This window comes from Arthrobacter sp. NQ7 (genome assembly GCF_029581595.2).
GTDB lineage: Bacteria > Actinomycetota > Actinomycetes > Actinomycetales > Micrococcaceae > Arthrobacter > Arthrobacter phenanthrenivorans_B.
This window is the reverse complement of the sequence record NZ_JARFXU020000013.1, coordinates 31,687-57,483: the sequence shown is the minus strand read 5'-3', so window position 1 is coordinate 57,483 and position 25,797 is coordinate 31,687. Positions and strand designations below refer to the sequence as shown.

Annotated in this window: 22 protein-coding genes; 12 read left to right on the top strand and 10 right to left on the bottom strand. The window is 63.0% G+C overall.

All coding sequences use genetic code 11. From position 1 onward, the window contains the following. Positions 1-332 precede the first annotated feature (332 nt). The 5 genes from PUN71_RS14380 to dnaA form a co-directional block, all read right to left on the bottom strand. Entirely contained in the window at positions 333-887 is a 555-nt protein-coding gene (locus PUN71_RS14380; RefSeq protein WP_043448611.1) for a DciA family protein, read from the bottom strand. Beyond that, the gene (recF, locus tag PUN71_RS14375; RefSeq protein WP_277798951.1) at positions 877-2,079 is read right to left on the bottom strand and encodes a DNA replication/repair protein RecF; all 1,203 of its coding nucleotides are present in this window, start codon (positions 2,077-2,079) and stop codon (positions 877-879) included. The genes PUN71_RS14380 and recF overlap by 11 nt, the downstream gene beginning before the upstream one ends. Positions 2,080-2,123: 44 nt before the next feature. After that, the gene (gnd, locus tag PUN71_RS14370; RefSeq protein ID WP_277798950.1) at positions 2,124-3,008 is read right to left on the bottom strand and encodes a phosphogluconate dehydrogenase (NAD(+)-dependent, decarboxylating); all 885 of its coding nucleotides are present in this window, start codon (positions 3,006-3,008) and stop codon (positions 2,124-2,126) included. A gap of 48 nt (positions 3,009-3,056) precedes the next feature. Beyond that, positions 3,057-4,181: a DNA polymerase III subunit beta gene (gene dnaN, locus PUN71_RS14365; protein WP_043448605.1), complete on the bottom strand. Its 1,125-nt coding sequence runs from the start codon at positions 4,179-4,181 to the stop codon at positions 3,057-3,059. A 538-nt stretch (positions 4,182-4,719) separates the two neighbouring features. Next, on the bottom strand, positions 4,720-6,141 hold the full coding sequence (gene dnaA / locus PUN71_RS14360) for a chromosomal replication initiator protein DnaA (protein ID WP_018769876.1): 1,422 nt from the start codon (positions 6,139-6,141) through the stop codon (positions 4,720-4,722). A gap of 468 nt (positions 6,142-6,609) precedes the next feature. Here dnaA and rpmH point away from each other — a divergent pair, with 468 nt between their 5' ends. The 8 genes from rpmH (at position 6,610) to PUN71_RS14320 (ending at position 12,343) form a co-directional block, all read left to right on the top strand. Next, positions 6,610-6,747 carry a 50S ribosomal protein L34 gene (rpmH, locus tag PUN71_RS14355; RefSeq protein ID WP_003800212.1) on the top strand — a complete coding sequence of 46 codons (138 nt, stop codon included), beginning with the start codon at positions 6,610-6,612 and terminating at the stop codon, positions 6,745-6,747. 40 nt (positions 6,748-6,787) lie between these two features. Beyond that, positions 6,788-7,198, top strand: a complete 411-nt coding sequence (gene rnpA, locus PUN71_RS14350; RefSeq protein ID WP_277798949.1) for a ribonuclease P protein component — start codon at positions 6,788-6,790, stop codon at positions 7,196-7,198. Then, positions 7,191-7,583 (top strand): membrane protein insertion efficiency factor YidD, encoded by a 393-nt coding sequence (gene yidD / locus PUN71_RS14345; protein WP_277798948.1) that lies wholly within the window; start codon positions 7,191-7,193, stop codon positions 7,581-7,583. Before rnpA ends, yidD begins: the two co-directional genes overlap by 8 nt. Before the next feature lie 15 nt (positions 7,584-7,598). Then, entirely contained in the window at positions 7,599-8,564 is a 966-nt protein-coding gene (gene yidC / locus PUN71_RS14340) for a membrane protein insertase YidC (RefSeq protein ID WP_277798947.1), read from the top strand. After that, positions 8,564-9,130: a Jag family protein gene (locus PUN71_RS14335; protein WP_043448597.1), complete on the top strand. Its 567-nt coding sequence runs from the start codon at positions 8,564-8,566 to the stop codon at positions 9,128-9,130. Before yidC ends, PUN71_RS14335 begins: the two co-directional genes overlap by 1 nt. A 20-nt stretch (positions 9,131-9,150) precedes the next feature. Continuing rightward, entirely contained in the window at positions 9,151-9,801 is a 651-nt protein-coding gene (gene rsmG, locus PUN71_RS14330; RefSeq protein WP_043448594.1) for a 16S rRNA (guanine(527)-N(7))-methyltransferase RsmG, read from the top strand. Positions 9,802-9,890: 89 nt separating this feature from the next. Next, the gene (locus tag PUN71_RS14325) at positions 9,891-10,973 is read left to right on the top strand and encodes a ParA family protein (protein ID WP_277798946.1); all 1,083 of its coding nucleotides are present in this window, start codon (positions 9,891-9,893) and stop codon (positions 10,971-10,973) included. 65 nt (positions 10,974-11,038) lie between these two features. Next, positions 11,039-12,343, top strand: coding sequence for a ParB/RepB/Spo0J family partition protein (locus PUN71_RS14320; protein WP_277798945.1), 1,305 nt, complete (start codon positions 11,039-11,041; stop codon positions 12,341-12,343). Between the two features lie 4,250 nt (positions 12,344-16,593). Here PUN71_RS14320 and trxA read toward each other — a convergent pair. The 5 genes from trxA to PUN71_RS14295 form a co-directional block, all read right to left on the bottom strand. Beyond that, positions 16,594-16,920, bottom strand: a complete 327-nt coding sequence (gene trxA / locus PUN71_RS14315; RefSeq protein WP_018762822.1) for a thioredoxin — start codon at positions 16,918-16,920, stop codon at positions 16,594-16,596. Between the two features lie 36 nt (positions 16,921-16,956). After that, a complete protein-coding gene (trxB, locus tag PUN71_RS14310) occupies positions 16,957-17,913 on the bottom strand; it encodes a thioredoxin-disulfide reductase (RefSeq protein WP_277798944.1) in 957 nt (318 codons plus the stop codon). A 213-nt stretch (positions 17,914-18,126) separates the two neighbouring features. Continuing rightward, positions 18,127-19,761: an ABC transporter substrate-binding protein gene (locus tag PUN71_RS14305; protein WP_277798943.1), complete on the bottom strand. Its 1,635-nt coding sequence runs from the start codon at positions 19,759-19,761 to the stop codon at positions 18,127-18,129. A 162-nt stretch (positions 19,762-19,923) separates the two neighbouring features. Next, entirely contained in the window at positions 19,924-22,065 is a 2,142-nt protein-coding gene (gene murJ / locus PUN71_RS14300; RefSeq protein ID WP_277798942.1) for a murein biosynthesis integral membrane protein MurJ, read from the bottom strand. 60 nt (positions 22,066-22,125) lie between these two features. Then, a complete protein-coding gene (locus PUN71_RS14295; protein ID WP_277798941.1) occupies positions 22,126-22,626 on the bottom strand; it encodes an NUDIX hydrolase in 501 nt (166 codons plus the stop codon). Between the two features lie 208 nt (positions 22,627-22,834). On the opposite strand from PUN71_RS14295, the gene PUN71_RS14290 reads away from it, so the two are divergent. From PUN71_RS14290 to PUN71_RS14275, 4 genes are all read left to right on the top strand, one after another. Further along, the gene (locus PUN71_RS14290; protein ID WP_277798940.1) at positions 22,835-24,343 is read left to right on the top strand and encodes a CCA tRNA nucleotidyltransferase; all 1,509 of its coding nucleotides are present in this window, start codon (positions 22,835-22,837) and stop codon (positions 24,341-24,343) included. Next, positions 24,340-24,924 carry a histidine phosphatase family protein gene (locus PUN71_RS14285; RefSeq protein WP_043448571.1) on the top strand — a complete coding sequence of 195 codons (585 nt, stop codon included), beginning with the start codon at positions 24,340-24,342 and terminating at the stop codon, positions 24,922-24,924. The genes PUN71_RS14290 and PUN71_RS14285 overlap by 4 nt, the downstream gene beginning before the upstream one ends. Positions 24,925-25,079: 155 nt before the next feature. Next, positions 25,080-25,211, top strand: a complete 132-nt coding sequence (locus PUN71_RS14280; protein WP_277798939.1) for a hypothetical protein — start codon at positions 25,080-25,082, stop codon at positions 25,209-25,211. 401 nt (positions 25,212-25,612) lie between these two features. Further along, entirely contained in the window at positions 25,613-25,741 is a 129-nt protein-coding gene (locus PUN71_RS14275) for a hypothetical protein (RefSeq protein ID WP_277798938.1), read from the top strand. Positions 25,742-25,797: the final 56 nt, after the last annotated feature.

Below are 25,797 nucleotides of genomic sequence, written 5' to 3'. Positions count from 1 at the left end.
CCTCTTCCCAGGGAAAAGCCACCCGCCAACAGGCACAAACTTATGGCGCCGGTGACTTGCTGACGGTCGGTGGTCCACACTCCATGCGGAAACGCGCGGAGAACGGACCCAGTCAACGTCTCACCCGCGCCCAGTTATCTGCGTCAATTCTACCGCGAACACCCCCAGAACCCCGCATTCCAGGCCCGTGCGCAGCAGCGAACATGGCTGTGCGAGGCTCTTGGCCCGGCCTAGGGCGGCTTCGCGGTGGGCCCTCCGGGTGCCTATACACGCTCCGGGGCTTTCAGCGCTCTACACGCCGTTCGGCCGAGTTTCAAGAGCCGGCGCCCGGGCTATCCGTACGTGTCCCGTGGCCCACGGCCGTTGACGCTGCGTCCACCCTTGCGCCAGCTCGGTGCCGACGGACCCAAAACCTGGATGCTGGTGACCACTCCATCTCCCAGTTCCCGGCGGAATTTCTCCAGCAGGCTGGTGCTCAAAAGCCTCAGCTGGGTGGCCCAGGCCGTGGAATCGCAACGTACATGCAGGGTGGTGTCGGTGAAACTCTCAGGCGTGCAGTGGGCGGAGATTTCCGGCCCCACCAGCGTGGCCCACTCGGCCATGACGGAACCCACCGCGACGGGCGAGGTCCAGCCCCGTTCCGCCACAAGCCGACCGACGACCTTTCCCAGGCCCAGCGGATCCCTGCCGGTCGCATGGAACTGGCTAAATCCACGGGTGTCGCGGATGCTGCCTTTGGTCTTTTGCGAGCCGGGCCGTGCCACTTTCCGGCGCACCTCCCCACGCGCGGCGGCGGCCTCGCGCATCCGGTTGAGGGCGGCCTGCGCGGCATCGATGTGGTCGGGCTCGCGGCCGGGCTGAAGCCCGCCGCCCTGCTCACTGCTCATCGATACCTCCCGGGATGACTTTCACCCGCCGCCCGGACAGCTCCTCCGGAATATCGGCGTCGACGGCGGCGGTCACCAGGACCTGTTCCGCGCCGGAGACTATTGCCGCCAGTTTACGCCTGCGCTGGACGTCCAGTTCGGCAAAGACGTCGTCCAGGATGAGGATGGGCGCGGACCCCCCGGTCCGGGCGTCGTCGAGCATGACGTAGTAGGAGGCGAGCCGGAGCGAGAGGCACATGGACCAGGTTTCCCCGTGCGAGGCATAACCTTTCGCGGGTGCCTGGCCCAGCACCAGTTCCAGCTCATCACGGTGCGGCCCGACGAGGGATATGCCCCGTTCCAGTTCCTTCTTCCGGGATTCAGCGAATGCCTTGACGTAGCGGTCCGTCAGTTGGTCCACCGACAACAGGCGCAAATCATCCTCCACGGCGGAAGCACCGCCATCCGCGGGGCGCTGCCCTGGGCCGGGGACGCCGTCGTCGTCCATCTGGTTCTGAAGGGTTGACCGGTAGGTGGCGTCAGCGGGTTTGGACGCGTCGGTGAGCTGCGCATATGCCCGGGCAAGGTGCGGACGGAGCCGTTCCACCAGCTCCAACCGGGCGTGCAGCAGCTCGGCCCCGGCGCGCGCCATGTGCTGGTCCCATACATCCAGGGTCGATTCGTGCGCCGCTGTGAACCGTCCCGACCGGGCCGACTTCAACAAGGCGTTGCGCTGCTTGAGGACGCGGTCGTAGTCGCTGCGGGTGGCGGCATGGTGCGGGATAAGGCTGGCCAGCAGCTCGTCCAGGAACCGGCGGCGGTTGGAGGGGTCGCCCTTGACCAGGGACAGGTCCTCCGGAGCGAAAAGGACAGTCTGGCAGATACCCAGCAGGTCGCGTGCGCGCACCGGGTTGCTGCGGTTGATGCGGCCACGGTTGGCCCGGCCCGCGTTGATTTCGAGTTCCAGGACTGTTGTCTGGCTGCCGCGGACAAGCCGGGCCCGGACCAGCGCCCGCTCGGTTCCGAACCGCAGCAGTGGGGCATCCGAACTGACCCGGTGCGAACTGAGGGTGGCCAGGTAGCCGATCGCTTCCATCAGGTTGGTCTTGCCGATGCCGTTGGACCCCACCAGGACGGTCACACCCGGGCCCAGTGCGAGGTCCACCTGGGCGTAGCTGCGGAAGTCGGTCAGGGAGAGGTGTTCCAGATACACGTGGTTGTCGACAATTCTGGGGACGCTGCCGGTCCCCGCTGGTACTACTTGGCGGGACGGGTTGCGTGGCCACCGAACTGGTGGCGCAGCGCGGACACCATCTTCATGGCCGGCGAAGTGTCTTCGCGCGACGCGAAACGGGCGAAGAGCGCGGCCGTGATCGCCGGAGCCGGAACCGCGTTGGCGATTGCTTCCTCCACGGTCCACCGGCCCTCGCCGGAATCCTCCACGTAGTCGTCGATGGACGCGAGCCCCGGGTCCTCGTCGAGTGCCTTGACCATCAGGTCCAGCAGCCACGAGCGCACGACGGTGCCTTTTTGCCAGGCCCGGAAGGTGCCCGGAAGGTCGGTGACGATTTCTTTGGCTGCGAGCAGTTCATACCCTTCGGCGTACGCCTGCATCAGGCCGTACTCGATGCCGTTGTGCACCATCTTGGCGTAGTGGCCGGCACCGACGCCGCCTACATGGACGAAGCTGTCGGCGCGTTCGCCCTCGGGGCGGAGCGCATCAAAGACCGGCAGGGCACGCTCAATGTCCGCGGCGTCACCGCCGGCCATCAGGCCATAGCCGTTCTGCAGGCCCCACACTCCGCCGGATACGCCGCAGTCGGCGAAACGGATGCCCTTGGCAGCCAGGAGTTCGCCGTGCTTCTGGTCTTCGGTGAACCGTGAGTTGCCGCCGTCGATCACCAGGTCGCCCGGCTCCAGCTTGTCGCTGAGCTCAGTGATCACGGCATCGGTGATGGCGCCGGAGGGAACCATTACCCAGATGATCCTGGGGGCAGGAACAGCGGCGATCAGTTCCTCGACGCTGGCGGCGTCGGTGACGTCGGGGTTCCGGTCATAGCCGGTGACTTCCACGCCGCCCTTGCGCAGGCGATCACGCATGTTGAATCCCATTTTGCCGAGGCCGATCAGTCCAATGTGCATCGTGGAACTCTTTTCTGCGCTAGTGGGGAACGGGGTTGGCGGTGGGAACTAGTTGGGAAGCCGGACCGGCATGACGAGGTAGCGGTAGTCGTCCTGGTCCTCGCCGTCCGCGTCCGCCTGGGCTGTGATCATGGCGGGTTTCGGGGCCGTGGTGAAGGAGAAGCGGACGAATTTCGTCTCGATGACGCTCAGGCCTTCGATCAGGTAATGCGGGTTGAACGCCACCGTGATGTCATCACCTGACAGCTGGGCTTCGAGCTCCTCCGACGCCTGGGCGTCCTCGCCGGTGCCGGCGTCCAGGTTCAGCAGGCCGTTGGTGAAGGCGAGCCGAACGGGGGTGTTGCGTTCGGCCACGAGGGACACGCGGCGCACCGCTTCGACCAGTTCCTGGGTCTGGACGGTGGCGTGGATGGGGGTGGATTCGGGGAAGAGCGACCGGATCTTGGGGTAGTCGCCGTCCACCAGCAGGGACGTGGTGGTGCGTCCCCCGCTTTCGAAGCCGATGAGGCGGCTGTCGTCGTCGGACAGGGCCAGGTTGATGTCGCCGCTGTTGCCAAGGGTCTTGGCTACCTCGTTGAGGGTTTTTGCCTTGACCAGGGCGCTGGTGGAAATGCCCGGGGTGACCGGTTTCCACGGTACTTCGCGCATGGCGAGCCGGTAGCGGTCGGTGGCAAGCAGGGTGATCAGGTCATCCTCGATCTCCATGCGGACACCGGTGAGGATGGGGAGGGTGTCATCCTTGCTTGCCGCGATGATGACCTGGGAAACAGCCTGGGCAAAGGCGTCGCCGGGCACCGTTCCGCTGATGGCGGGCAACGCAGGCAGCGGAGGATATTCGGCTTCCGGCATGGTAGCCAGGTGGAAGCTGCTTCGACGGCAGGTGAGCGTGACTTTGTTGCCGTCGGTTTCGACGTCCACCGGTGCAGAGGGCAGGCTCCGGCAAATGTCTGCCAGCAGGCGCCCGGAAACCAGGATGGTGCCCTCGTCTCTGATGTCCGCCGCGATGTTCAGCCGCGCGGATGTTTCGTAGTCGAAGCTCGAGAGGCTGACGGTACCGGCTTCAGCTTTCAACAGGAGGCCGGAGAGGACGGGCACGGGCGGCCGCGGAGACAACGAGCGGGCTGTCCAGGTGACGGCTTCTGCCAGGACGTCCCGATCGACTCTGAACTTCACGGAAGGGTGCCGCCTTTCATTACTGCTGCCATGTAGACCCGGGAATTCCGTACGGAAACTCCGGAAGAAGTTGGACGCACCCGGGGTGGTGCATGGTCCGTGGAGTTCGAAACCACACGAAAACCCAGGGATGGGAGCGCTGCTGACAGCTTAGCCGGAAGATCCGGGATTAACCCATCCCCGGGACCGGCCCCATCCCGTCCGGGGGCCGGCAGGCCCCGTCGCGAGGGAGTGCGGATCGATCTTGTTGTTTGAGGGATTTCAATTTTTTGGGATTCGTAGTGTTAATAACTGCTGTGGAAACTGTGGATAACCCTCTCCTGTCCCACGGATCCGCGGTTAAGCCCTGTTCATGGAGTGTGCGTTACCTGGGTTTTAAACAGGGTGTGGATGGGGACAACGCCAAGGCCGGTTTTTGACGATCCACAGACGGCTTAAGGGTTTTAAGCCCATTAACCGCGCTTGTCCCCTTAACTATCCACAGGCTTATCCACATGCCCCTGTTAATAAGGTATAGAGCGCGGGGTGCAGTGTGGATTCAGGAGTCCCGCTGCTGCTGCTTGATCCGGTTGGTCAGTTCGGTCACCTGGTTGTAGATCACACGGCGCTCGGCCATCAGCTCACGGATCTTCCGGTCTGCGTGGATAACGGTGGTGTGGTCCCGGCCGCCAAGTTCCTGCCCGATCTTGGGCAAGGACATGTCGGTCAGTTCCCGGCAGAGGTACATGGCGATCTGGCGGGCGGTGACCAGGGTCCGGGTACGGGACTTGCTGCAGAGCTCCTCCATGCTGAGCTTGAAGTAGTCAGCCGTCTGCTGGAGGATCTGGGCGGACGTGATCTCCTGGGCGCCGTCGTCCGTAATCAGGTCCTTGAGGACCATTTCTGCCAGCGCCACGTCCACGGGCTGCCGGTTGAGGCTGGCGAAGGCCGTGACGCGGATCAGGGCGCCTTCAAGTTCGCGGATGTTGCTGGAGATCTTCGAGGCGATGTACTCCAGGGCGTCATCCGGTGCCGACAGTCCCTCGCTGAGCGCTTTCTTGCGGAGGATGGCAATACGGGTCTCGAGTTCCGGCGGCTGGATGTCAGTGAGCAGGCCCCACTCGAAGCGAGACTTCATCCGGTCCTCGAACCCTGCCAGCAGCTTTGGCGGCTGGTCCGAGGTGATGACCACCTGCTTGTTGTTGTTGTGCAGCGAGTTGAACGTGTGGAAGAACTCCTCCAGCGTCCGGTCCTTGCCGGCCAGGAACTGGATGTCGTCGATCAGCAGGACGTCAACGTTGCGGTACGTGGTCTTGAAGCTGGCGCCTTCATCGTCGCGGATTGAGTTGATGAAGTCGTTGGTGAATTCCTCGGAGTTGACGTAGCGGACACGGATCCCGCTGTACAGCCGGCGTGCGTAGTGGCCGATCGCATGCAGGAGGTGGGTCTTGCCCAGTCCGGAATCGCCGTAGATGAACAGCGGGTTGTAGGCCTTTGCCGGAGCTTCGGCCACCGCGACGGCGGCGGCATGGGCAAAACGGTTCGAGGAGCCGATGACGAAGGTATCGAAAACGTACTTCGGGTTCAGCCGGCCAAATTCATGGGACGTGCTGGGCAGCATGGGCTGCGGCTTTTGCTCGATGAGCTGGTCCGGTGCATAAGCAGGCTCGACGACGGGCTCGGGCTCTTCGTGGATGGGCACCAGGTCGGTGTCGACGTCGATGGCGCACCGGATGTCCTCGGAGAAGACGTTGTGCAGGGCATCGTCCAGGGCATCCTTCACCTGCGTCTGCAGCACTTCGCGGGTGAGCTCGTTGGGAACGGCTACCAGGAGCGTGGATCCGATGAGGCCCTGGGCCTGGGCGAGGATGACAAAGCCCCGCTGGCGCGGCGATACGCGGTGGTCCTGTTCCAGCAGGCTGACCACCCGGCGCCAGGAACTTCCGACAGTATTGGCGTGGTTGGCTTCGTCTACTGTCATCAATCGGTTCCCTCAAAACTTGCTATGCCTGCATTGCCTGGCAGCCCAAGTCCGGGACCAGGGTGCTGGCCCAACTTAATCCACAGGGTTATGCACAGTCCGTGGATAATCGGCTACTGGGACACTCTAGGGGATGAAAAGCCCAGAAGATAGCTGGCCTGTTGGCTGTGGATAATTACACGGTTGTGGTTCTGAAAGCACCCCTGTGAGCCACTTCATCCACAGGCTGTTGGGGATACTTAGGCACAGCTGGGGACAGCTGCGCGAGGGCCGTCCGGTTTGACTCGGGGCAGCGGATTGCCCTAACGTTGTGAAGTCCTTTGTGTCCGCTTTTTGGCCCCATCTGAACTCTCCAGGCAGTACGCCTGGGAAGCCGGGGCAGGCGTGCATATACAAAACTTAGCGTCGGCCAGTTCTTCCCCATTACTGATCGGGTGGGCGCACCTTTGATCCACTGGAGTAACTAACGTGAGCAAGCGGACTTTTCAGCCGAATAACCGCCGTCGAGCCAAGAAGCACGGCTTCCGCCTTCGTATGCGTACCCGTGCCGGCCGTGCCATCCTGGCAGCCCGTCGTGGCAAGGGCCGCACCGAACTGTCGGCCTAAATAACTGGCTTGTCGGTAGACATCCCTTTGCGAGTTTAAGGTGCTGGCCGCCCGCAACCGCCTGAGGACCTCAACCGATTTTTCAACAACTGTACGTTCCGGTGTCCGCAATGGGCGCCGGAACGTAGTGTTATATGCGGCAGCCATTGCTGCCGACGAACCCAGCCGGATCGGGTTCATTGTTTCCAAGAGTGTAGGGAACGCCGTGGTCAGGAACCTCGTTAAGAGGAGACTGAGAGAAGCAGGTGCTGCCTCGCTGCGCGAGCACGGTACGGGACTGGCCATTGTGGTGCGGGCGCTTCCTGCGTCCGCGTCCGCCAGCTGGGACCAACTGCTGTCGGACTATAACGCTGCACTGGAATCTACGCTGACCCGGCTCGCCGGCCGCACCCCACGGGTGGCGGCCAAAGGTTCGGCCGGTACAACACAGGAGGGGACAACGCGTGCCTAACGCCACCGCCGTCGTCGCCCGTTTCCGCAACGTACCTGCCGCCGTCGGGAGGTTCCTTTGGAACCTGCCCCGCAACATCCTCATTCTCCTGCTGATGGCCTACCGCAAGGTGGTTTCGCCCTTGTACGGCCAGGTCTGCAGGTTTTTCCCTTCATGCTCGGCCTATGCCCTTGAAGCAGTGACCGTGCACGGGGCCGTCAAGGGAAGCTGGCTCGCGCTCCGGCGCCTTGCCCACTGCCACCCATGGAACGCCGGCGGAGTGGACCACGTCCCCGCCGGCCGCCGGGAATGGCCTGCAGGCCAGACCCCCACAATTGTTGTGCTGAACAATCCGGACCGGTACCTGGTTGCTCGGACTGATGAAGAAGGCCGCAGTGCGGCCTGACGAATAGGGATAAGTATGGACTTCTTTGGAACAATCATGGCCCCGTTCAAGTGGCTGGTTTCCATCATCATGATTGGATTCCACGATGGCTTGAGCGCCATCGGGATGCCCGCCGCCAACGGCTGGACCTGGACTTTGTCCATCATCGGGCTGGTGCTGGTGATCCGTGCCGCCCTGATCCCGGTGTTCGTCAAGCAGATTAAGGCCCAGCGGGGCATGCAGCTGCTGCAGCCCGACCTGAAGAAGCTCCAGGACAAGTACAAGGGCAAGACCGACCAGCTGTCCCGCCAGGCCATGGCGCAGGAACAGATGGCCATGTACAAGAAGCACGGCACCAACCCGTTCTCGGCCTGCCTGCCCATGCTGATCCAGATGCCGTTCTTCTTCGCCCTGTTCCAGGTCCTCTCCGGCATCTCGGCCGCCAAGGACCAGGGGGCCGGCATTGGGGCCATGAGCCATGAGCAGGTTGTGGAATTCGACGCGTCCAGCATCTTTGGCGCCCCGCTGTCTGCGGCCCTGCTGCATGGCGGTTCCGGCAATGTCGCCGTGGTGGTGCTTTCGATCGTGATGATCCTGGCCATGACGGCTTCGCAGTTCATCACCCAGAAGCAGATCATGGCCAAGAACATGTCCGAAGAGGCCATGGCCAGCCCGTTCATGCGCCAGCAGAAGATGATGCTGTACATCCTGCCCATCGTCTTCGGTGTGGGCGGAATCAACTTCCCCATTGGTGTCCTGATCTACTGGACCACCACCAACCTCTGGACCATGGGCCAGCAGTTCTTCGTCATCCGCCGCATGCCGACGCCGGGATCCCCCGCAGCAAAGGCCCTCGCCGAACGCCGTGCCGCCAAGGGCCTGCCGGCACTGTCCGTCCTCAGCGGCAAGCGGGATGACGCAGCCGACGCCGCCGCGGCTGCCGCAGTTGAGATCAAGGGACAGCGCGTCCAGCCCCAGCGCAAGAACAGGAAGAAGAAGTAATGTCAGCCGAGAGCACCGAACACGCCTTTTCTGAAGAGCTCGAAGATCAGGACGCTCCCGTGAATGAGGACGCCTCCCCTGCCGCCAAGGCTTCCGCTGCCAGCCGCCTCGAGGAAGAGGGCGATGTGGCCGCGGATTACCTGGAGGAGCTGCTGGACATTGCCGACATCGACGGCGATATCGACATTGAGGTCCGCAATGGCCGGACCTACATCTCCATCGTTGCCGATGAGGAAGCCGAAGGGCTTGATGGCCTGGTGGGCGAAGACGGCGAGGTCCTTGAGGCCCTCCAGGAACTCACCCGGCTGGCAGTCCTGTCTGCCACGGAGAACCGCTCCCGGCTGGTGCTGGACATCAACGGGTACCGCCAGGAACGCACCGGACATCTGCAGAAGATCGCCGAGGACGCCGCGGCATCCGTCAAGGAGACCGGCAAGTCCGTGGCCCTGGAGCCCATGAGTGCCTACGAACGGAAGATCGTGCACGACGCCGTCGCGGACCTTGGCCTGGTCAGCGAGTCCGAGGGCGAAGGCGCCGGACGCCACATTGTTGTTTCCGCCGACTAGAGATTGCTGGCCCTATAACCATGGTTGACATCACGGCAGCAGAGCTTCGCGCTGCTGAGAAGATCTTCGGCGACCGCCTGGAACTGGCCAAGCGCTACGTGGAGCACCTTGCCACGTCCGGGACGGAACGCGGCCTGATTGGTCCGCGCGAGGTTCCCCGGCTCTGGAGCCGCCACGTGCTCAATTGTGCCGTCATCGAAAGCGAGATCCCGCAGGGAAGCCACGTCGCGGACGTCGGCAGCGGTGCGGGCCTGCCGGGCCTGTGCCTGGCCATCGCCCGTCCCGACCTTGAACTGACGCTCATCGAGCCGCTCGAACGACGGGTCATCTGGCTCCAGGAAGTGGTGGATGACCTTGGACTGGACAACGTCACGGTGATGCGTACTCGGGCTGAGCTTGCTGTGGGACAGGTGGAGGCCGACGTCGTCACGGCCCGGGCAGTCTCTGCCCTGACCAATCTTGCCGGCCTCACCATCCCGCTTCTGGGCGGCCACGGCGAAGTTGTTGCCATCAAGGGCCGCAGCGCCGGCGAGGAAATCGAGAAGGCGGCCAAGACCATCCGAAAGCTGGGAGGCGTCGAGACCACGGTGCTGACGGTTGGCGACAGCCTCCTTGAGGAGCCCACCACGGTGGTCCGCATCGTGGTGAACAAGTCCCAAAAGAAGTCCTGACCCCGGACCCGCTGACGGCTGTCAGCAGGCCGGAGCGGTTAGGCTAGACACGGCAGCAAAATTGGCTGAACGAGAGTGAGTGTGCCCCAGTGACCAGTAGTGAAGCCTCCGCACAACGGATCCCGCCGTTTGTGTCTTTGGGGTCGGCACGTTCTGTCGCTGGATCCGGGTTGGCCGGTCCGGCCATGGTTCCTGGACGGGGCGCCAATCACCCCAAAACGGTTGCTGGCCCTAGCGTCAGTAACGCAGTTTCACGTGAAACAACCTCTTCCGGTCGGTCAAACGTGATTGATGCGATCGATGATTCAAGCCCGATCGCGCGGGAGCTGGCGCATGAGACAAAGCGCCGGGAGCGCCTCATGGGCCGCCAATTGCCCCGGCCCGATAAGACCCGGATCTTCACTGTTTCCAACCAGAAGGGCGGGGTGGGGAAGACCACCACCACGGTGAATATTGCCGCCGCCCTGGCAGCTGCCGGCCTGAACGTCATGGTCATTGATATCGATCCGCAGGGGAACGCTTCAACAGCGTTGGGCATTGAACACCATGCCGACGTGGACAGTATTTATGATGTGCTGATCAACGACGTCCCGCTGGCCGACGTCGTGGCTCCCTGCCCCGACATCGGAAAGCTTATCTGTGCTCCGGCCACCATCCATCTTGCCGGTGCGGAGATTGAGCTGGTATCACTCGTTGCCCGCGAGCAGCGGCTTCGCCGCGCCATCGACGTTTATGCGAAGGCACGCGAGAAAAACGGCGAGGAACGCCTGGACTACGTCTTCATCGACTGCCCGCCCAGCCTTGGCCTGCTGACAGTGAACGCCTTCTGTGCCGCCAGCGAGGTACTCATTCCCATCCAGTGTGAGTACTACGCGCTGGAAGGCCTGAGCCAGCTGCTGAAAAACATCGAGATGATCCAGAAGCACCTGAATGCTGACCTCGTTGTTTCCACTATCCTCCTGACCATGTACGACGGCCGCACCAACTTGGCGGCCCAGGTCGCCGCCGAGGTGCGCCAGCACTTCCCGGAACAAGTGCTCTCTGCCGTGGTTCCACGCTCGGTCCGGATTTCCGAAGCTCCCAGCTACCAGCAGACCGTCATGACCTATGACCCGTCATCAAGTGGTGCACTGTCCTACCTGGAAGCCGCCGCTGAAATAGCGGAACGCTAGAATCTTCAATACCGCAACGCATGGAGTCAGGCTGGTCCTGGCTCTACCACTGGAGGGATTTACCCATGAGCGAGAAGCGACGGGGCCTAGGCCGCGGTCTTGGCGCGTTGATTCCAAGTTCTGCCGCAGCCGGTGGGTCTGCCAACGGTGGGACGGTCTCCCGGCCTGTGGATCTGTTCTTCCCGGAGGGCCGGCGGAAGACGGACGCTGCGGAAGAACCTGCCGTGGCACATACTGCACCTGCGCAGGGTAAAGAAGCCGGTGCCGCCGAGGCGCGGGAAATGGCCCCCAAGGCGGCAACCTCAAAGCCTGCATCAGGGAAGGCAAGTGAGGACAAGAAATCCACTCCTGCGGCCCCTGCAAAGAAGGCTCCTGCCAGGAAGACTCCTGCAGCCAACTCCAAGACGGCGTCCGAGGCCTTCCCCGATGTTGTAGACATTCCGGAGGTCGGGCCGGGTGCAGCACCAGGAGCCCAAAGCGAAACGGCCGATGACGTCGCAGCAGCTGCCCCTGGAGAAACCACCGGTGATTCCGGCGTGGAACTGGTGGAAGTCCCCGGCGCGCGTTTTGCGGAAATTCCCGTCGCGGATATTCATCCCAACCGGAAACAGCCCCGGAATGTCTTCGATGAAGACGATATGGCCGAGCTGGTGCACTCCGTCCGCGAAATCGGTGTCCTCCAGCCCATTGTGGTCCGGACATCAACTGAATCCGGTAGTGAACCTTACGAACTCGTTATGGGTGAGCGCAGGTGGCGTGCCGTTCAGGCAGCCGGGCTGGATACCATCCCCGCTATCATCCGCGATACCACGGATGACGACCTGCTCCGGGACGCACTGCTTGAGAACCTTCACCGCAGCCAACTGAACCCCTTGGAAGAAGCTGCTGCGTACCAGCAACTGCTGGAGGACTTCGGAACCACCCATGAGCAGTTGGCGGACCGTATCGGCCGCTCCCGTCCTCAGGTGTCCAACACCCTGCGCCTGCTGAAGCTGCCGCCGCTGGTCCAGCGCCGTGTAGCTGCTGGAGTACTGTCTGCGGGCCACGCCAGGGCGCTTCTTGCCCTTCCTGACGCTGCTGCCATGGAACGCCTTGCACAGAGGATCGTAGCTGAGGGAATGTCCGTTCGCGCCACCGAGGAAGCAGTAACTCTTTACCAGGACCCTGCCAAGCCGGCGAAGAACAACATTCCGCGCCCCGGCGCCCGGCACGAGCGCCTGGATTACCTTGCTTCTTCCCTTTCTGACCGCTTGGACACCAACGTGAAGATCTCCCTTGGTGTCCGTAAAGGCAAGGTCAGCATCGAGTTCGCGAGTGTTGAGGACTTGAACCGGATTATGGACGTACTGGCCCCTGGCTCAACCAATTGATTCTTCAGCTCCCCCAGGCCCCCTTCTAAGCGAAGGGGGCCTTTTCTTTGCAATGAACGACGATTGGCCCGTTCAGTCAGATCTCTTGGGTGTTCTGATCGGCCCTGATGGGCCTCACCGGCACTATGCGTCCGGCCGCGGTCCCTCAACTTGTCCCAGTTCCTGTTTCGTACTTGCATCCTCAGCGCCACAGCGCCGATGTCGTGGCGGTTCTCATCCAGTGTGACAATCGTGATTCGCCGCTGTTGTGCGGCTGCTGGGAAGATTTCCGCCGTCTTCTTGTGAGGTCAGTCTGGCAATGGGTGGTTGTCCGGGATTAGATTGTTGGCCGTTTCACGTGAAACACCCTGATAGTTGCGGTTTGGATCGTACGACTGCGGAGCGCGGAGACGCTCAACCTCTCGCGACATTTTTGTCCGCCCTCGGCCTCAGCCCTCATAAAAGATGGCCTTCTGATGTAGTTTCGACAGGCAGTCGTTATCTCACATCCGGATCCAGCACGCCTGAAAACGGCTGCGGTGGTACTGCGCACGGTGCCCTCGTTCGTGAATTGGCTTCTTTACGTCGCCCCTTTTGTGCGGTGTATTCAGGGCGTCTGTGATCAAGGAAAGTGGTGTGTGGTTGTCCTGCTGGAGCGAAAGATGAGTTGCGGGACCATCCCGTTGAAGACACAAGAATGTGGAAACCGGCGAGCGGTCAATGCCCGGCCCTATGGGCGTCCAAAGGTGTGGACTACTGGCTATCGCGCTCCCCCCAAGAGTGATGATCCGTTTCGCCGTCATTCTGGGACCTATTATCGGCCCATGAGACGTGCGATGAGGCATGGCGATTTCAGTGACCCAGGTCTTCCCCTGGCTGGCAGGGTCCCTCTCACCTCACACTAAGGTGTTTCCACTCGGTGCCAATCCGAGCGTCTGGTGTTGTTTACCTGGAGCTGCCAACAATGCTGATTGGCGCCTGAGCGTGGTTCACGAATCTGTTTCCCGCGCGGCAGGAGTTCTGAGATCATACTTTGGACGGCCTCGCTTGATGCGACGTGTTTCACGTGAAACACGTCGCCAACCCCAGTGCTTGGAACCACACTTGGCAGAGACCGCGACTGGCAGACACCGCGGCGTGTCACGTGAAACGCGTCCCAAGTAACTGGGCGAACACGCACTCACAACAGATGTGTTTCACGTGAAACAAGTGCTTTTGCTGCCTGGACCGCCGTACTGGGTGACGGGCCGTATGAGATCTGATGGTGCTAATACCCCAGGACTGTGAGGAATTGGTCGCCACCTACGCGTGCTGCTTTTCCTTCTCAAGGAGACGCCAGCAGGGGGATGCAAGCGGGCACTATAAGAAGCGAGCTGCAGTACGATCCACCGTATTGCGCGTGAAGGTCAAGAGTAAGGGCTGAGTAGGGGGTAGGTCCGCCAGTCTCTCTCTTGACCCATGCAGTTCCACCGGCGTCGAGGCCGTGGGTCGAAGCAGCGGTCGATGCCAGGCATTCCATTGGGGTGGGATATGTCCGTGCCGCTGACTCCAAGCCTGCGCCGCTCTCTTCAAGCAATTGCTCAAAGCGGGACGCTGGCCACTCGGTCCTCCCCCGCGGTGCTCAGCCTGGCGGCAGTTGCTCCCTTGTTCCTCCTACCGCTAGGGGGACTGTCGCCAGAGTCGGACCACTGATACTTCCGCCCAGCAAGGGGATGACCAGATCGCCTGCCGTGGAGCACTCGCGGTTGCGCATGCGCAAGGCCGGCCTTCACCCGAGCAGGTGCAGGGTCCTACGCTCGTCTGTTCCACATGGCCTTCCCGGCCGCAGAAACCAGTGTCGGTCCCCCGAGCCCAGGCGGAACGCTTTGAACCGTGCATGTCTGATCTAGCTGTCGGAGCCTGGGATATGGCTGACGATCTACCTGGGACGGCTCCTGCCAGGGCCCGTCTTCGAGGGTCCGCAATATCGGGTACCTCGGGCCGGTGGTGCGCTTCGGATGACCTGAATGTTGTGGATCACCATCCACAGGCACAGCTGTTCACCGGTGGATATAGCTGTGGATAACTTTGTGGATAGAGCTGCGCGATGCGTGCCGTCTGCTGGTTCGGTGAGCTTGACACGTGTCTGGATAAGAGCCAGCGCGGCCACGGGTCCACTGCGTAGGGGCGGCTCTTTGACGTTGTTTCACGTGAAACGCCGGCAGTCACGCGAGGCAGGCCCAGAATATGGCCTATGATCACCCGTATTTAGTCACCTTAGCGCTTCTTTGCCACGCGGCGAGCTCCACTTGGCATCTTGATCCCGCGGACAGCAGGGAACCGGCCCCTGTTGTCCCTAGTACCGCGCCAACTCCCTCCACTCGTCCGCAGCTTGACGTACACCTCCGGCCCTGTGGATAACGCTGTGGATACCAAGGCACCACCATGTGGATAACTGTGTGGACAAGTAGGATGACGCCTGACTGCCTTATGAGAGCGTGGGGAACATCGGTTACCGATCCGCCCCCGCTCTGGTCCCTTCACAGACCGAACTGGAGTCGGTTTTGGCGTCCTCACTTGGGTCGCTATCCGGAAGATCATTCAATAGTCCGGCCGCGCCGTTCCGCCGACGCAGCAGGCTCGGCGGGCACCTCGCAGGTCTGGTGTACCGCGCTAGGACAGGAACAGACACCCCTCGAGCTTCGGGTTATGGGCGCACGTGCCCCACGCGCCAGTCCCTGGTAGGAGGACGTCGGATCCCTGATGCAGGACGTTTCCACCTTATGCTTACCTCCACCGACCGTTCGTGGCTGGTATCGAAGGCTGCGGCTAGGAACTCATGCCGCACCTCCATGTATCGCCAAGCATTCCTCGTTTCTCCGGAATGTTTCACGTGAAACGAGCCAATCACATTCTTCAGTAATTTTTTGGAAAACCAGGTGCGCCGCCTGCAACCTATGTGCATGTCCCCGTCGCACAGCTCGGGGTGGTTATCTGCAAAGTCTCGAGGACTGCAGCTAAACAGAGCGCATTGGGTAACGAATATGTAGAAGCTGAAGGGCAAACCAGCGCGCTGCTGCGATGCGCCGGAGCCCGCAGAACCCTAGGCTGAATTCCGGCCGCCGCGCGCAAAGGCCGTATCTGGAGATGGGATGTCAGGGGTCTGGGTGTAACTGGCCGAGCGAGCCCCAGGGGCGGCTGCCAGCTGCCGAACCCTGACACAGGCCTGCAAGACTCCTGGCCTTCGCCGCAGGATGTACGTCATCGGGAACGGGTCTGCTCGCTAGTACTTAGTACCGGCGGCATCAGCTTGCTTCGCCTCGGCTTCCCAGATGAAACTGCAAAGTATCTCTGGGGCAGATGGCGCTAGACCGTCTAAGGCACGCACGCTCGGATAGTGGTCCTAGGACACACCTGTGTGTGCAACGGGAATGATTGGCGTAAGACAGAGCGGAGATCCGGCTCAACGATGTTCACAGTGCGCTCACGCTGCAGGCGACAGAAAGTGCGGACTACCCGCCCGGTAGATTCGTTACGTCAGCTTCACACCGCTCCGACGGGTCCCCGTACGGTGCCTCAGGGTTTGCTTGCTCCTGATCAAAGCCTGGGCTGGAAGGTGAAGGAGCAATCGAGTCCTGCCACTTCTGTTTCGAGCATCGACCGTAACCTATTTCATAGAACCACGGCATGGTTTCACGTGAAACGGACTTGTGGCAGACCATCTGTTCGCCCAGCCCTCTGCGGATGCAGGGAATTCAGCCGTATCGGCCACCAGCGCACGGGTATCAAATCGGGTCATCTGCTGATGGCAAGTTCCATCGGCAGTGAAACGTCTAGGAACTACTGTGGAGATGCGCGAGTGGATCGGTGCGGGGGTACGAGTGCACTCAAGGGCACGCGTGCGTGGGCCTGGAGTAGCTGGAGAAGGAAAGCCCCTACTTCTGACCAAACGGTGCAGGCCGGGGATTTTGTGAAGCTGTTCCCCCATCGAGGAGTGAGAGCTGGGACCGGCACTCGTTCTCGTGACCAGCATTCGATCACGAGCAGAAATCACAGCGAAACGCTGGCCCTCGTCGCCGTGTACGCGGGGTTCCGTCCCGAGATCCAGCACAACGTTTCACGTGAAACACGACCAACAGCAGGCGTAGCGGCGGCAACATGCGCTCCCCTTCCCAGGCCAACAGCCGCCCGTAACGGCAGCGCCCACTGTCACCGGTCATCGCAAACGAAAAATGGCCACCGCCCGAAGGCGATGGCCATTTCAAAAAGATAGGCGCGCTTTAGGACGCGTATCAGGAAAGGACGTCGGAGAATTCCTTCTCAAAGAACTGCTTCGGCTTCGCACCGATGACGGTGCTCTTCACCTCGCCGCCCTGGAAGAGGTAAACAGCAGGAATGGAAGTAATTCCGTATTCAGCAGCGATTGCCGGGTTGTCGTCAACGTTGACCTTGACGACGTCGACTTTTTCGCTGTACTCAACTGAAATCTCATCCAGGATGGGTCCCAGCTTGCGGCAGGGACCACACCATTCAGCCCAGAAATCAACAATTACCGGCTTCTCAGATGAGAGTACATCGGTACCGAAACTTGCATCGGTTACATCTTTGGCGTTGCTCATAGCCTTATCTCTTTCTCTTCGGATACAGGGGGCAGACTATTCCGGCAGGTCGGCCAGATAGTGTTCAACATCGATGGCCGCGACGCAGCCGGAACCGGATGCGGTGATGGCCTGGCGGTAGGTGGGGTCCACAACATCGCCGGCGGCAAAGACGCCAGGAACGCTTGTCCTCGAGCTTCTCCCCTCCACCGCGATGGTTCCTTCCGGCGTTAGCTCGAGGACGTCCTTCACCAGGTCGGTACGGGGATCGTTGCCGATGGCGACAAAGACGCCGGTCACGGCCAGGTCAGACACCGAACCATCCAGCAGGTTCTTTACCCGCAAACCCGTGACTTTGTCCTCGCCGAGAACATCCTCCACCGCGCTGTTCCACACAAAGTTGATCTTCTCGTGTGCCAGTGCCCGGTCGGCCATGATCTTTGAGGCCCGCAGCGAATCGCGCCGGTGGACCACTGTCACAGACTTGGCGAACTTCGTGAGGAACAGGGCCTCCTCCATCGCGGAGTCGCCGCCACCAATGACGGCGATGTCCTGGTCCTTGAAAAAGAAACCGTCGCAGGTTGCACACCAGCTCACGCCATGGCCTGACAGCCGCTTCTCATTCGGCAAACCGAGTTCCCGGTAAGCGGAACCGGTGGAGAGGATGACAGCCTTGGCCCTGAAGCTCTCCCCCGTGCCGATGGTGACGGTTTTGACCGGGCCCTGCAGATCCAGCGCGGTGACATCCTCAAACTGGATTTCCGTGCCGAAGCGTGCGGCCTGCTTCTCGAAGTTTTCCATCAGGTCCGGTCCCATGATTCCGTCCGGGAATCCGGGATAGTTCTCTACGTCGGTGGTGTTCATAAGTTCACCGCCGGCGGTGACAGATCCTGCCAAGAGCAAAGGGTTGAGGTTAGCCCTGGCGGTGTAGACGGCCGCCGTATAACCCGCGGGGCCTGAGCCCACAATGATCACGTCGCGTACGTCGGACGCCGTCTTTTCTTCGATGGTCACTGGACCGTGAACCTCTTCCTTGTTCGACTCGCCTCCGTGTAGAGGCCGGCCACATGGCACAACTGTGTCCGCGTGCTGAATATTCCAGCGCCCGGACGGGGTGAACCTGCAGGCAGGACAGAGGACCAGCCGCTGCGGACGCTCATCCCAGAGTACATTCCGGGCGCCGCAGCATTGACTCCGGCGGTAACACGCGCAACGGGAAGGGTTGGCTTACTGGACCTTGATCTCGGCGAGCCGGATGCCGTAACCGTAGCGGGTCTTCGGAGCCGCCAGCTTGGGCAGCGAATTGATCGAGACAATCACGTACTGGGCCTGGACCGGTTCAGCGAGGGGCACGTTCAAGTCGGTGGACGTGAAGCTGTTGGTTCCCACGGTCTTGGCACCATCCAGCGACGGACGGTCGTTGGTGTAGACCGTAATGTTGCCGCCGGATCCTCCCAGCTGGGAGAGCGTGATGGAGGAGATGGTGGCCTTGTTCTTCAGTTTTACAACCAGGGGGACACCCTGCGGTGCCAGGCCGCCCCAGTTCTCCGTGGCGAATTCCATGTCGGACCAGTAGCTGGCCGCGTTGCCGTCGTATGCCTTTACCAGGTCACCGTCGAAGGTGGCTGCGAAGTCGAAGTTCCCCTGCCGGCTGATGCTCTCAATCGACGGCGGGACAACCGGCGGGGCCGAAGGTGCCGCCTGGCTTGCAGACCCGGAGGGCTGCGGCGCGGTGGTGCTGGCGGGGGCAGACGACTTTGCCTGCGGTTCCGAAGTGAAGAGGCTTCCGAGGTTGGTGACGGCGAAAATGAGGCCTGCGATCAGCACCACGGCGAGGAGCCCGCCCACCAGCCAACGCATGGATCGGGGCTGGTCCCGGGATTTGTCGTCGTCATCGTCGTAGTCGTCGCGGTCCGCGAAGGAAACTCCGGCAGCGGCGGGAGCAGCCGCCCGGGCGAAGAGGGCGGACTTGCCCTTCAGCGGTGTGGACTTCTCCGGGGAGTCATCCGCGTCGTCGTACTGGTCATGCTGCCCGGACTGGGCATAGTCATCGTTGGACCAGAGAGAAACCTTTGGTGTTCCCTGGTCAACGGAGGGCTGGGCCTGCGTGGCAGCGGCCGCGGTATCGTTCGGGCCGGTGTCCGCCTCCGCCGAACTTGCCCGGGCGGTCTGGGGACGGCTATCGGCGACAGGTTGCGCGGCCGTGGCGTCGTGATCGATTCGGGAGGCGCCAGCGCCGGCACCGGTACCAGCGGAAGAAGCGCCGGCAGCAGAAGCTCCCGCGGCTGCGGCAGCACCGGCAGCCCCCGCCGCGGCTGCGCCGTTGCGGCCGGTGGAAGCGGGTTGCTGGGTGGCTGGCCGGACAGGAGGCCGAGGCGGCACAGCCGGTGCTGAACGGTAGGGATCCACCTGGCTGGGGTGGGAATCGGCGTAATTGATGTAGCCGGCCTCGACGTGGTCCTCTTCGTCGTACGGCTCGGGCTCATGCGAACGGGGCTGGCCAAAGATCTCGCTGCCCAGGGTGTCGGTGAAGAACGGTTCGACGTAGGGCGGATTGGGCGCCACGACCAGGTCCAGCAGGTCGGCGGCGGCTGTGTGGTTGGTGATGAGGTAGGTGGCATCCTCGGTGACGCCGAGGTCCAGGACCTGCATGGTGCCCGGACGCTCGCCGGTGGCCACTTCGCGGGCACTCTGCGCCACCTGCTCCGTGTTCTCCGGTCCGGCGACCAGGATGCTGACCGGGCGGTTGAGGACCTGATCCACCCCGTCCAGCACCAGATCGTGGTCATGCGAGGCCAACACTGTGGCGGTGACCTTGTAGCGGCCGCCCAGTACTGATCCGACATCGATCGGGTTGGACACGTGTTCCTCCTAGACTGTCCGGGATTGCCGGCTCAATGACGCAACCGCCATTCAGGCCCGGCGCATGGGCCAACCTGAATGCAACTACCCCTGTACCTGTTCGATCCTAGCCGATCCGGCCCGGACGGCCGTGGAGAAGACGGGCGCCGGAGGCCGTGCGTATCACTTTTTTCGCGGCCGGCGGCTCTTGAAATACGGGTTCTCCCCGGCCTTGCCCTGGTACGTGCGCCGGCCCGGAAGGGGAATCTCCTCGCTCAGCAGGCCCCCGCGCGCTGTACTTGGCTGGTCCTCGGCCGGCAGGTAGTCGCTGTCAGCACCTTGTTGCGTGCCGCCGTCGTACGTTTCAGGACGGCGGGCGCCGCGGTCCGGGTCCGGCCCGGCACGGAACGAGACGGCATCGAATTCCCCGGAGATCCGGGGTATGAGGCCGGTGTCAACGGACGTGGTGGCACGCTCCGGACGGCGCCCGGGCTCAGCCCCGGTTCCACCGGCGGCAGGGGACGACGGCGTGTCCCCGGCGTCCGGGGCAGGGGTCAGGCCGCCGCGCCCAAACCTGCCCAGCAGGGGCCGCAGCATGTCGCTGAGCTCAGAGACCCGGAAGAGCCTGAGCAGGAAGAAGTAGACCAGCAGCATGACCGGCCCCACCACGACCACCGTCACGAGTGCCTGGAGGCGGCCGCTCCAGGCGAAACCGTCCGGGGTGTAGCTGCCCATCAGCCACAGGGCGCCGGCCCCCGCAATCGCCGAGCCCAGGGCGGCGTAGCCCATCCGGATGTACGAATTGGCGATCCGTGGGCCGTCGAGGTGCCCCAGCATGCGGCGCAGGAAGAACGCACTGATGACCACCGAAAGGATGTTGCCCACCATGTACAGAACGGCAATGGCGTAGATGATCTGGCCTACCGGCAGGAATTGGATGGCGAAGGCGCCGGCCACGTACACCACGGCGAGCAGCAGCTGGACATAGAACGGGGTTCGGGCGTCCTCGTTGGCGTAAAACACGCGGGACATCATGAAGTTGGCACTCATGAAGGGCGTGCTGAGCGCCAGGATGGTGAGCGTCTGGGCCAGCATGACGCCGTCCTGGCGCAGGCCGCCCGAGAAGAACATGCCCAGCGGACCTGCCAGGGCAAACAGCGCCAAAGCGCCAAACACGGTGGCCACGGCCATGGTCCTGAGCCCATGCGAGAGGGCATCGCGCAGTTCCGCGCGGTTGCCGTCCTGGGACGCCCTGGTCATGCGGTTGAAGAGCACAGTGGCCAGGGAAAGGGCAATGATCGAGTGCGGCAGCAGGTACAGCTGGCTGGCCACCTCGAGGACCGCGTTGCCGGGAAGGGTGGAGGCGGACGGGTCCCCCGCCTCCTTCAACCTGATCCGTTCGGCGCCGGGGATGGTGGCGATGCGCATGACGTACAGGAAGGCCAGCTGTCCGACGGCGGCCGTCAACAGGGTCCAGATGCTCAGCCGGGCAGCGTGGCCCAGTCCCACACCTCGCCAGCCGAACCGCGGACGGAGGCCGAGCTTCAGCCGGAAGACCGGCACCAGCAGGATGGCGGTCTGGGACAGCACGCCAATGGTGGAGAACCCGGCCACCAGGAGCGTCTGGGTGGAACCCCAGTTGTCCAGGGTGTGCGGGCTGAACTCGTTCGTGCCGAAGATCCAGATGAACATCCCCAGGCCGGCGATGGCCACCACGTTGTTCAGGATGGGCGCCCACATGGCAGGACCGAACGCGCCGTTGGCATTCAGGACCTGGGTGAGCAGGGCGTAGAGGCCATAGAAGAAGATCTGCGGCAGGCACCAGAACGCAAAGGTGACCGCGAGGGCCTTCTGCTGCGGCGAATAGCCCTGCGTGGTCAGCTCGATCACTCCGGGAGCGGCCAGCGTGACCAGCGCGGTCAGGCCAAACAGGAGCAGGACGGCCAGCGTCAGCAGCCTGCTGATGTAGTCCGCTCCCCTGTCCGGAGCTTTGCTGGCCTTGATGATCTGCGGAACCAGCACGGCATTGAACACCCCGCCGGCCACCAGCAGGAAGATCAGGTTGGGCAGGTTGTTGGCATTGATGAACGTGTCATTGACCGTTGAACCCAGGCCCAGGGCGGTGCCGAGCATCCACGTCTTGCCAAAGCCCAGGAAGCGCGACACCAGCGTTCCGGCGGCCATGATGGCGCTGGAACGGGTTTCGCTGACGCCGGAGGCCGCGGGCTGGGCGACGTCCGGGGCCGCCGGCTCGGGGGGCACACCGTCGGGTGCGGCATCATCGGGCCGGCCGGACCGGTCGGAAGGAAAGTTGGTAGCTGACATCGACTTCATCGTCTCACCCGGCAGCGGTTAACACCGCAACCACGACGGCGGCGGCCGGGCCTAGAGGTGTCCGGGCAGGACCTCGCGGGCGAGGTCGGCGATCCGGCGTTCGTTGGGGAAGGACAGCTTCCGGGCCAGCTCCCGGATGGGCACCCAGGCCACATCCACGGCTTCCTGGTCGGGATCGTTCTCGATGGTGAGCTCGCCGCCGGTGGCGCGCAGGAGGTAGTGGTGCACGGTCTTGTGGACGCGGTGGCCGCTGACGGTGAACCAGTAATCGATGCTGCCAAGCGGTGCCAGGATGGTGCCCTCGATGCCGGTTTCCTCGGCGATTTCGCGGACCGCGGCCTCTTCGTTGTTTTCCTTGCCCTCAGGGTGGCCCTTCGGCAGGCACCACTCGAGCCGTCCGCCCCGGTTAAGGCGGGCAATGATCGCAACCCGCAACCCGGCGTCGGACGTATCCACCACAACGCCGCCGGCAGAAACTTCCTCAACCGTGGGCAGCGACGCCGGTGCCGACTGCTGGGCAGGGGCGACGTGCGCACCGATTGCCGACGGCAATGGTGCGTTTGTCCTCCTGCCTGGAGCGCTCGGTACTGGATGGGCCATGGAGTCCACTCTAACGACTGTTGCCCTGCTGTGATGACCGGAACATGACACCAACATGGACGGGATATGACGTACTTTCCGGCGGGTAAGGCCAATCAGCGCCGATCGTGACGCATTTTTGGACTGCCGCGCCGCTGGTTTCTGCCAAGCTTAAGGAACTATGTCGCACGCACATCACAAGATTGATTCCCACACTGTCGACTTCAAGGTGGACCCGGTGGTCCTGGAGCTCGGGCAGCGTTTCGTGGACGCCGGCCACGAGTTGTCCCTGGTGGGCGGACCGGTGCGCGACCTCTTCCTTGGCCGGACCTCCCCCGACCTCGACTTCACCACTGACGCCACGCCTGACCAGACCGTGGCGCTGATCAAGAAGTGGGCGGACAACTTTTGGGAGATCGGGCGTGCCTTCGGCACGATCGGCATGCGCAAGGCCGGCTTCCAGATCGAGATCACCACGTACCGGGCCGAGGCCTACGACCCCGACTCCCGCAAGCCGGTGGTGGCGTTCGGCACATCACTGACCGATGACCTGCTGCGGCGCGACTTCACCATCAATGCCATGGCGCTGAAACTGCCCTCGATGGAGCTCGTGGACCCGTTCGGCGGGGTCCGGGACCTGCACGCCTCCGTGCTGGCAACGCCCGGCGCCCCGGAATCATCCTTCTCCGACGACCCGCTGCGCATGATGCGTGCGGCCAGGTTTGCCGCGCAGCTGGGGGTGTCGGTGCGGGCGGACGTCCGGGAGGCCATGGAGAGGATGGCGGACCGGATCAAAATCATCTCCGCCGAGCGGGTCCGGGATGAACTGGTCAAACTGGTCTGCGGTGCGCGGCCCCGCAGCGGCGTGGACCTGCTGGTGGAAACGGGACTGGCCGAACACGTGCTGCCCGAGGTGTCCGCCCTCCGGCTGGAGTCCGACGAGCACCACCGGCACAAGGACGTCTACCAGCATTCCCTGCAGGTCCTTGAGCAGGCGGCGGAACTGGAGACGGACGCGGCGGGCCCAGTGCCGGGGCCCGACTTCGTGCTCCGCTTCGCTGCCTTGATGCACGACGTCGGGAAGCCGGCTACGCGCCGCTTCGAACCGGGCGGTGCGGTGAGCTTCCGGCACCACGACATGGTGGGTGCCAAGCTGACGGCCAAGCGCATGAAGGCGCTCCGGTTCGACAATGACACCACCAAGGCCGTGGCCCGCCTGGTGGAGCTCCACATGCGCTTCTACGGTTACGGTGACGCGGGCTGGAGCGATTCCGCCGTCCGCCGGTACGTCACCGACGCCGGTCCCCTGCTGGAACGCCTGCACCGGCTCACCCGCTCGGACGTCACCACCCGGAACCAGCGCAAGGCCGAACGCCTGGCCTTCGCCTACGACGATCTGGAAGCCCGCATCGCCGCGCTGCGTGAACAGGAATCGCTGGACGCCGTGCGTCCGGACCTGGACGGATCGAGGATCATGGACCTGCTGGGCCTCAAGCCGGGGCCCGTGGTGGGCCGCGCGTACAAGTTCCTCCTGAACGAACGGATGGAGCACGGGCCGCTGCCCACGGCGGAAGCGGAGGCGCGCCTGCTCCGCTGGTGGGCCGAACAGCCTGAAGCAACACCCGCCGGACCTGCCGCCGAAGCCCCTGCCGCCGTCGTCGAACCTTCCCCTGTTGAGGAGTCCAAGTGACCAGTCCCGCCTTTGCCCCGCGCCCCCAGCTCTGGATCCTCCGCCACGGCGAGACTGAGTGGTCCAAGAGCGGGCAGTACACCGGCCTCACCGACCTCCCGCTGACTGTGGAGGGCGAGCAGCAGGCCGTGGAGGCCCGCAAGGTGCTGGACGGCGTCGACTTCGACCTTGTGCTCACCTCGCCGCTGCGGCGCGCCCGCCGCACGGCCGAACTCGCCGGCTTCCCCGATGCCCGGCACGAACCGCTCGCGGTGGAGTGGAATTACGGAGATTACGAGGGCATCAGCTCTGACCTGATCCGCAAGGACAACCCGGACTACCTGATCTGGACCCACGGGGTGCCCAACGGCGAAACCCTCGACGAGGTGGCGGCCAGGGCGGACAAGATCATCGGCCGGATCCTGGAATCGGGGATGGACAATGTGCTGATCGTGGCACATGGGCACTTTTCCCGGATCCTCACCGCCCGCTGGCTGGAACTGCCCGCCACGGAGGGCCGGCACTTCGTTTTGGGTACGGCCAAGGTCTGCACTCTTGGGTGGGATAAAAAGACGCCAGCTATTGTCCGCTGGGGCCTGTAAAACCTATTTATAGGAAACTTTTATCTTCTTTCCCTGAATTGCTGGATTCCCACAGTTTCCTGCGGTACCTTTATTCCTGACACCACGGCGATCTGCCTGGGTCGATGACCGCATTGCAATCCACGCAGCGGACAGCAGAAAAGGAGGTTGGGAAAATGATGACTTTGACTGGCGAATGGAATACGCCCATCACTGCGTTCCCGGCCTTTGCTGATGACGCGCGCGTGGCTTCGGTCCATGACGGTTCCCGCCGGGCGGCTGCCTTCCCGGGCTGGCTGCGCGGCTAAGCGGCACCAGTCTCCGGCAATCGGCACCCTCTGGGTCCAGCGCCTGGACTGCGCCTGCATTGACCGTCCGCACCGGTAGCGGCACCCGCGTCGGCCCCTGGCCAGCTCCGCACCTGCCTGCCCGCGTCACTGCCGTGTCCAGCCGGCGGCATAGCCTTCCCCGGGCCCTCCCACCTGCTTTTCATGTGGAGGCTCCGTATCCAGCTGTGCCGTTCGACGCCGGCGCCCCGCGTTCAGCAGCAAGCGGCAATCGGTAAGGTTGCGCTTTTCCGCGCAATTTCCCTAATTCCCGTTTGTGGAATTCCCACACCCTAATTCGCGCATTCCTGCCCACGGATTCAGGGCTAATCCGGCATGCGCTTTTCCGTGCCCAAATACCAAGGAAGGAGGTGGCTCCCTTGATGCAAAAAATCATGGGACTTCTGTCCCGCCAACTGCAGCGCCGCAGTTCCTTCAACAGTGAACTGCTGGAACAGCACCGGAACGATGTCTTCGTGCTGATGCACCAACAGCTTGGCGGCCTGCGCTGACGGCCGGTCCCGATCCTGCGGTCCGTTCCCGTGGGACGGGCCGGCTGTAAGCTCGA

Excerpts from the sequence above, each read along its gene's own strand:
- gnd (WP_277798950.1), bottom strand. The coding sequence starts at position 3,008 with ATGCACATTGGACTGATCGGCCTCGGCAAAATGGGATTCAACATGCGT.
- trxA (WP_018762822.1), bottom strand. The coding sequence starts at position 16,920 with ATGAGCAACGCCAAAGATGTAACCGATGCAAGTTTCGGTACCGATGTA.
- PUN71_RS14275 (WP_277798938.1), top strand. The coding sequence starts at position 25,613 with ATGCAAAAAATCATGGGACTTCTGTCCCGCCAACTGCAGCGCCGCAGT.
- PUN71_RS14320 (WP_277798945.1), top strand. The coding sequence starts at position 11,039 with ATGAGCGAGAAGCGACGGGGCCTAGGCCGCGGTCTTGGCGCGTTGATT.
- PUN71_RS14290 (WP_277798940.1), top strand. The coding sequence starts at position 22,835 with ATGTCGCACGCACATCACAAGATTGATTCCCACACTGTCGACTTCAAG.
- yidC (WP_277798947.1), top strand. The coding sequence starts at position 7,599 with ATGGACTTCTTTGGAACAATCATGGCCCCGTTCAAGTGGCTGGTTTCC.
- dnaA (WP_018769876.1), bottom strand. The coding sequence starts at position 6,141 with ATGACAGTAGACGAAGCCAACCACGCCAATACTGTCGGAAGTTCCTGG.
- PUN71_RS14380 (WP_043448611.1), bottom strand. The coding sequence starts at position 887 with ATGAGCAGTGAGCAGGGCGGCGGGCTTCAGCCCGGCCGCGAGCCCGAC.
- PUN71_RS14280 (WP_277798939.1), top strand. The coding sequence starts at position 25,080 with ATGATGACTTTGACTGGCGAATGGAATACGCCCATCACTGCGTTCCCG.
- rsmG (WP_043448594.1), top strand. The coding sequence starts at position 9,151 with ATGGTTGACATCACGGCAGCAGAGCTTCGCGCTGCTGAGAAGATCTTC.
- murJ (WP_277798942.1), bottom strand. The coding sequence starts at position 22,065 with ATGTCAGCTACCAACTTTCCTTCCGACCGGTCCGGCCGGCCCGATGAT.
- PUN71_RS14335 (WP_043448597.1), top strand. The coding sequence starts at position 8,564 with ATGTCAGCCGAGAGCACCGAACACGCCTTTTCTGAAGAGCTCGAAGAT.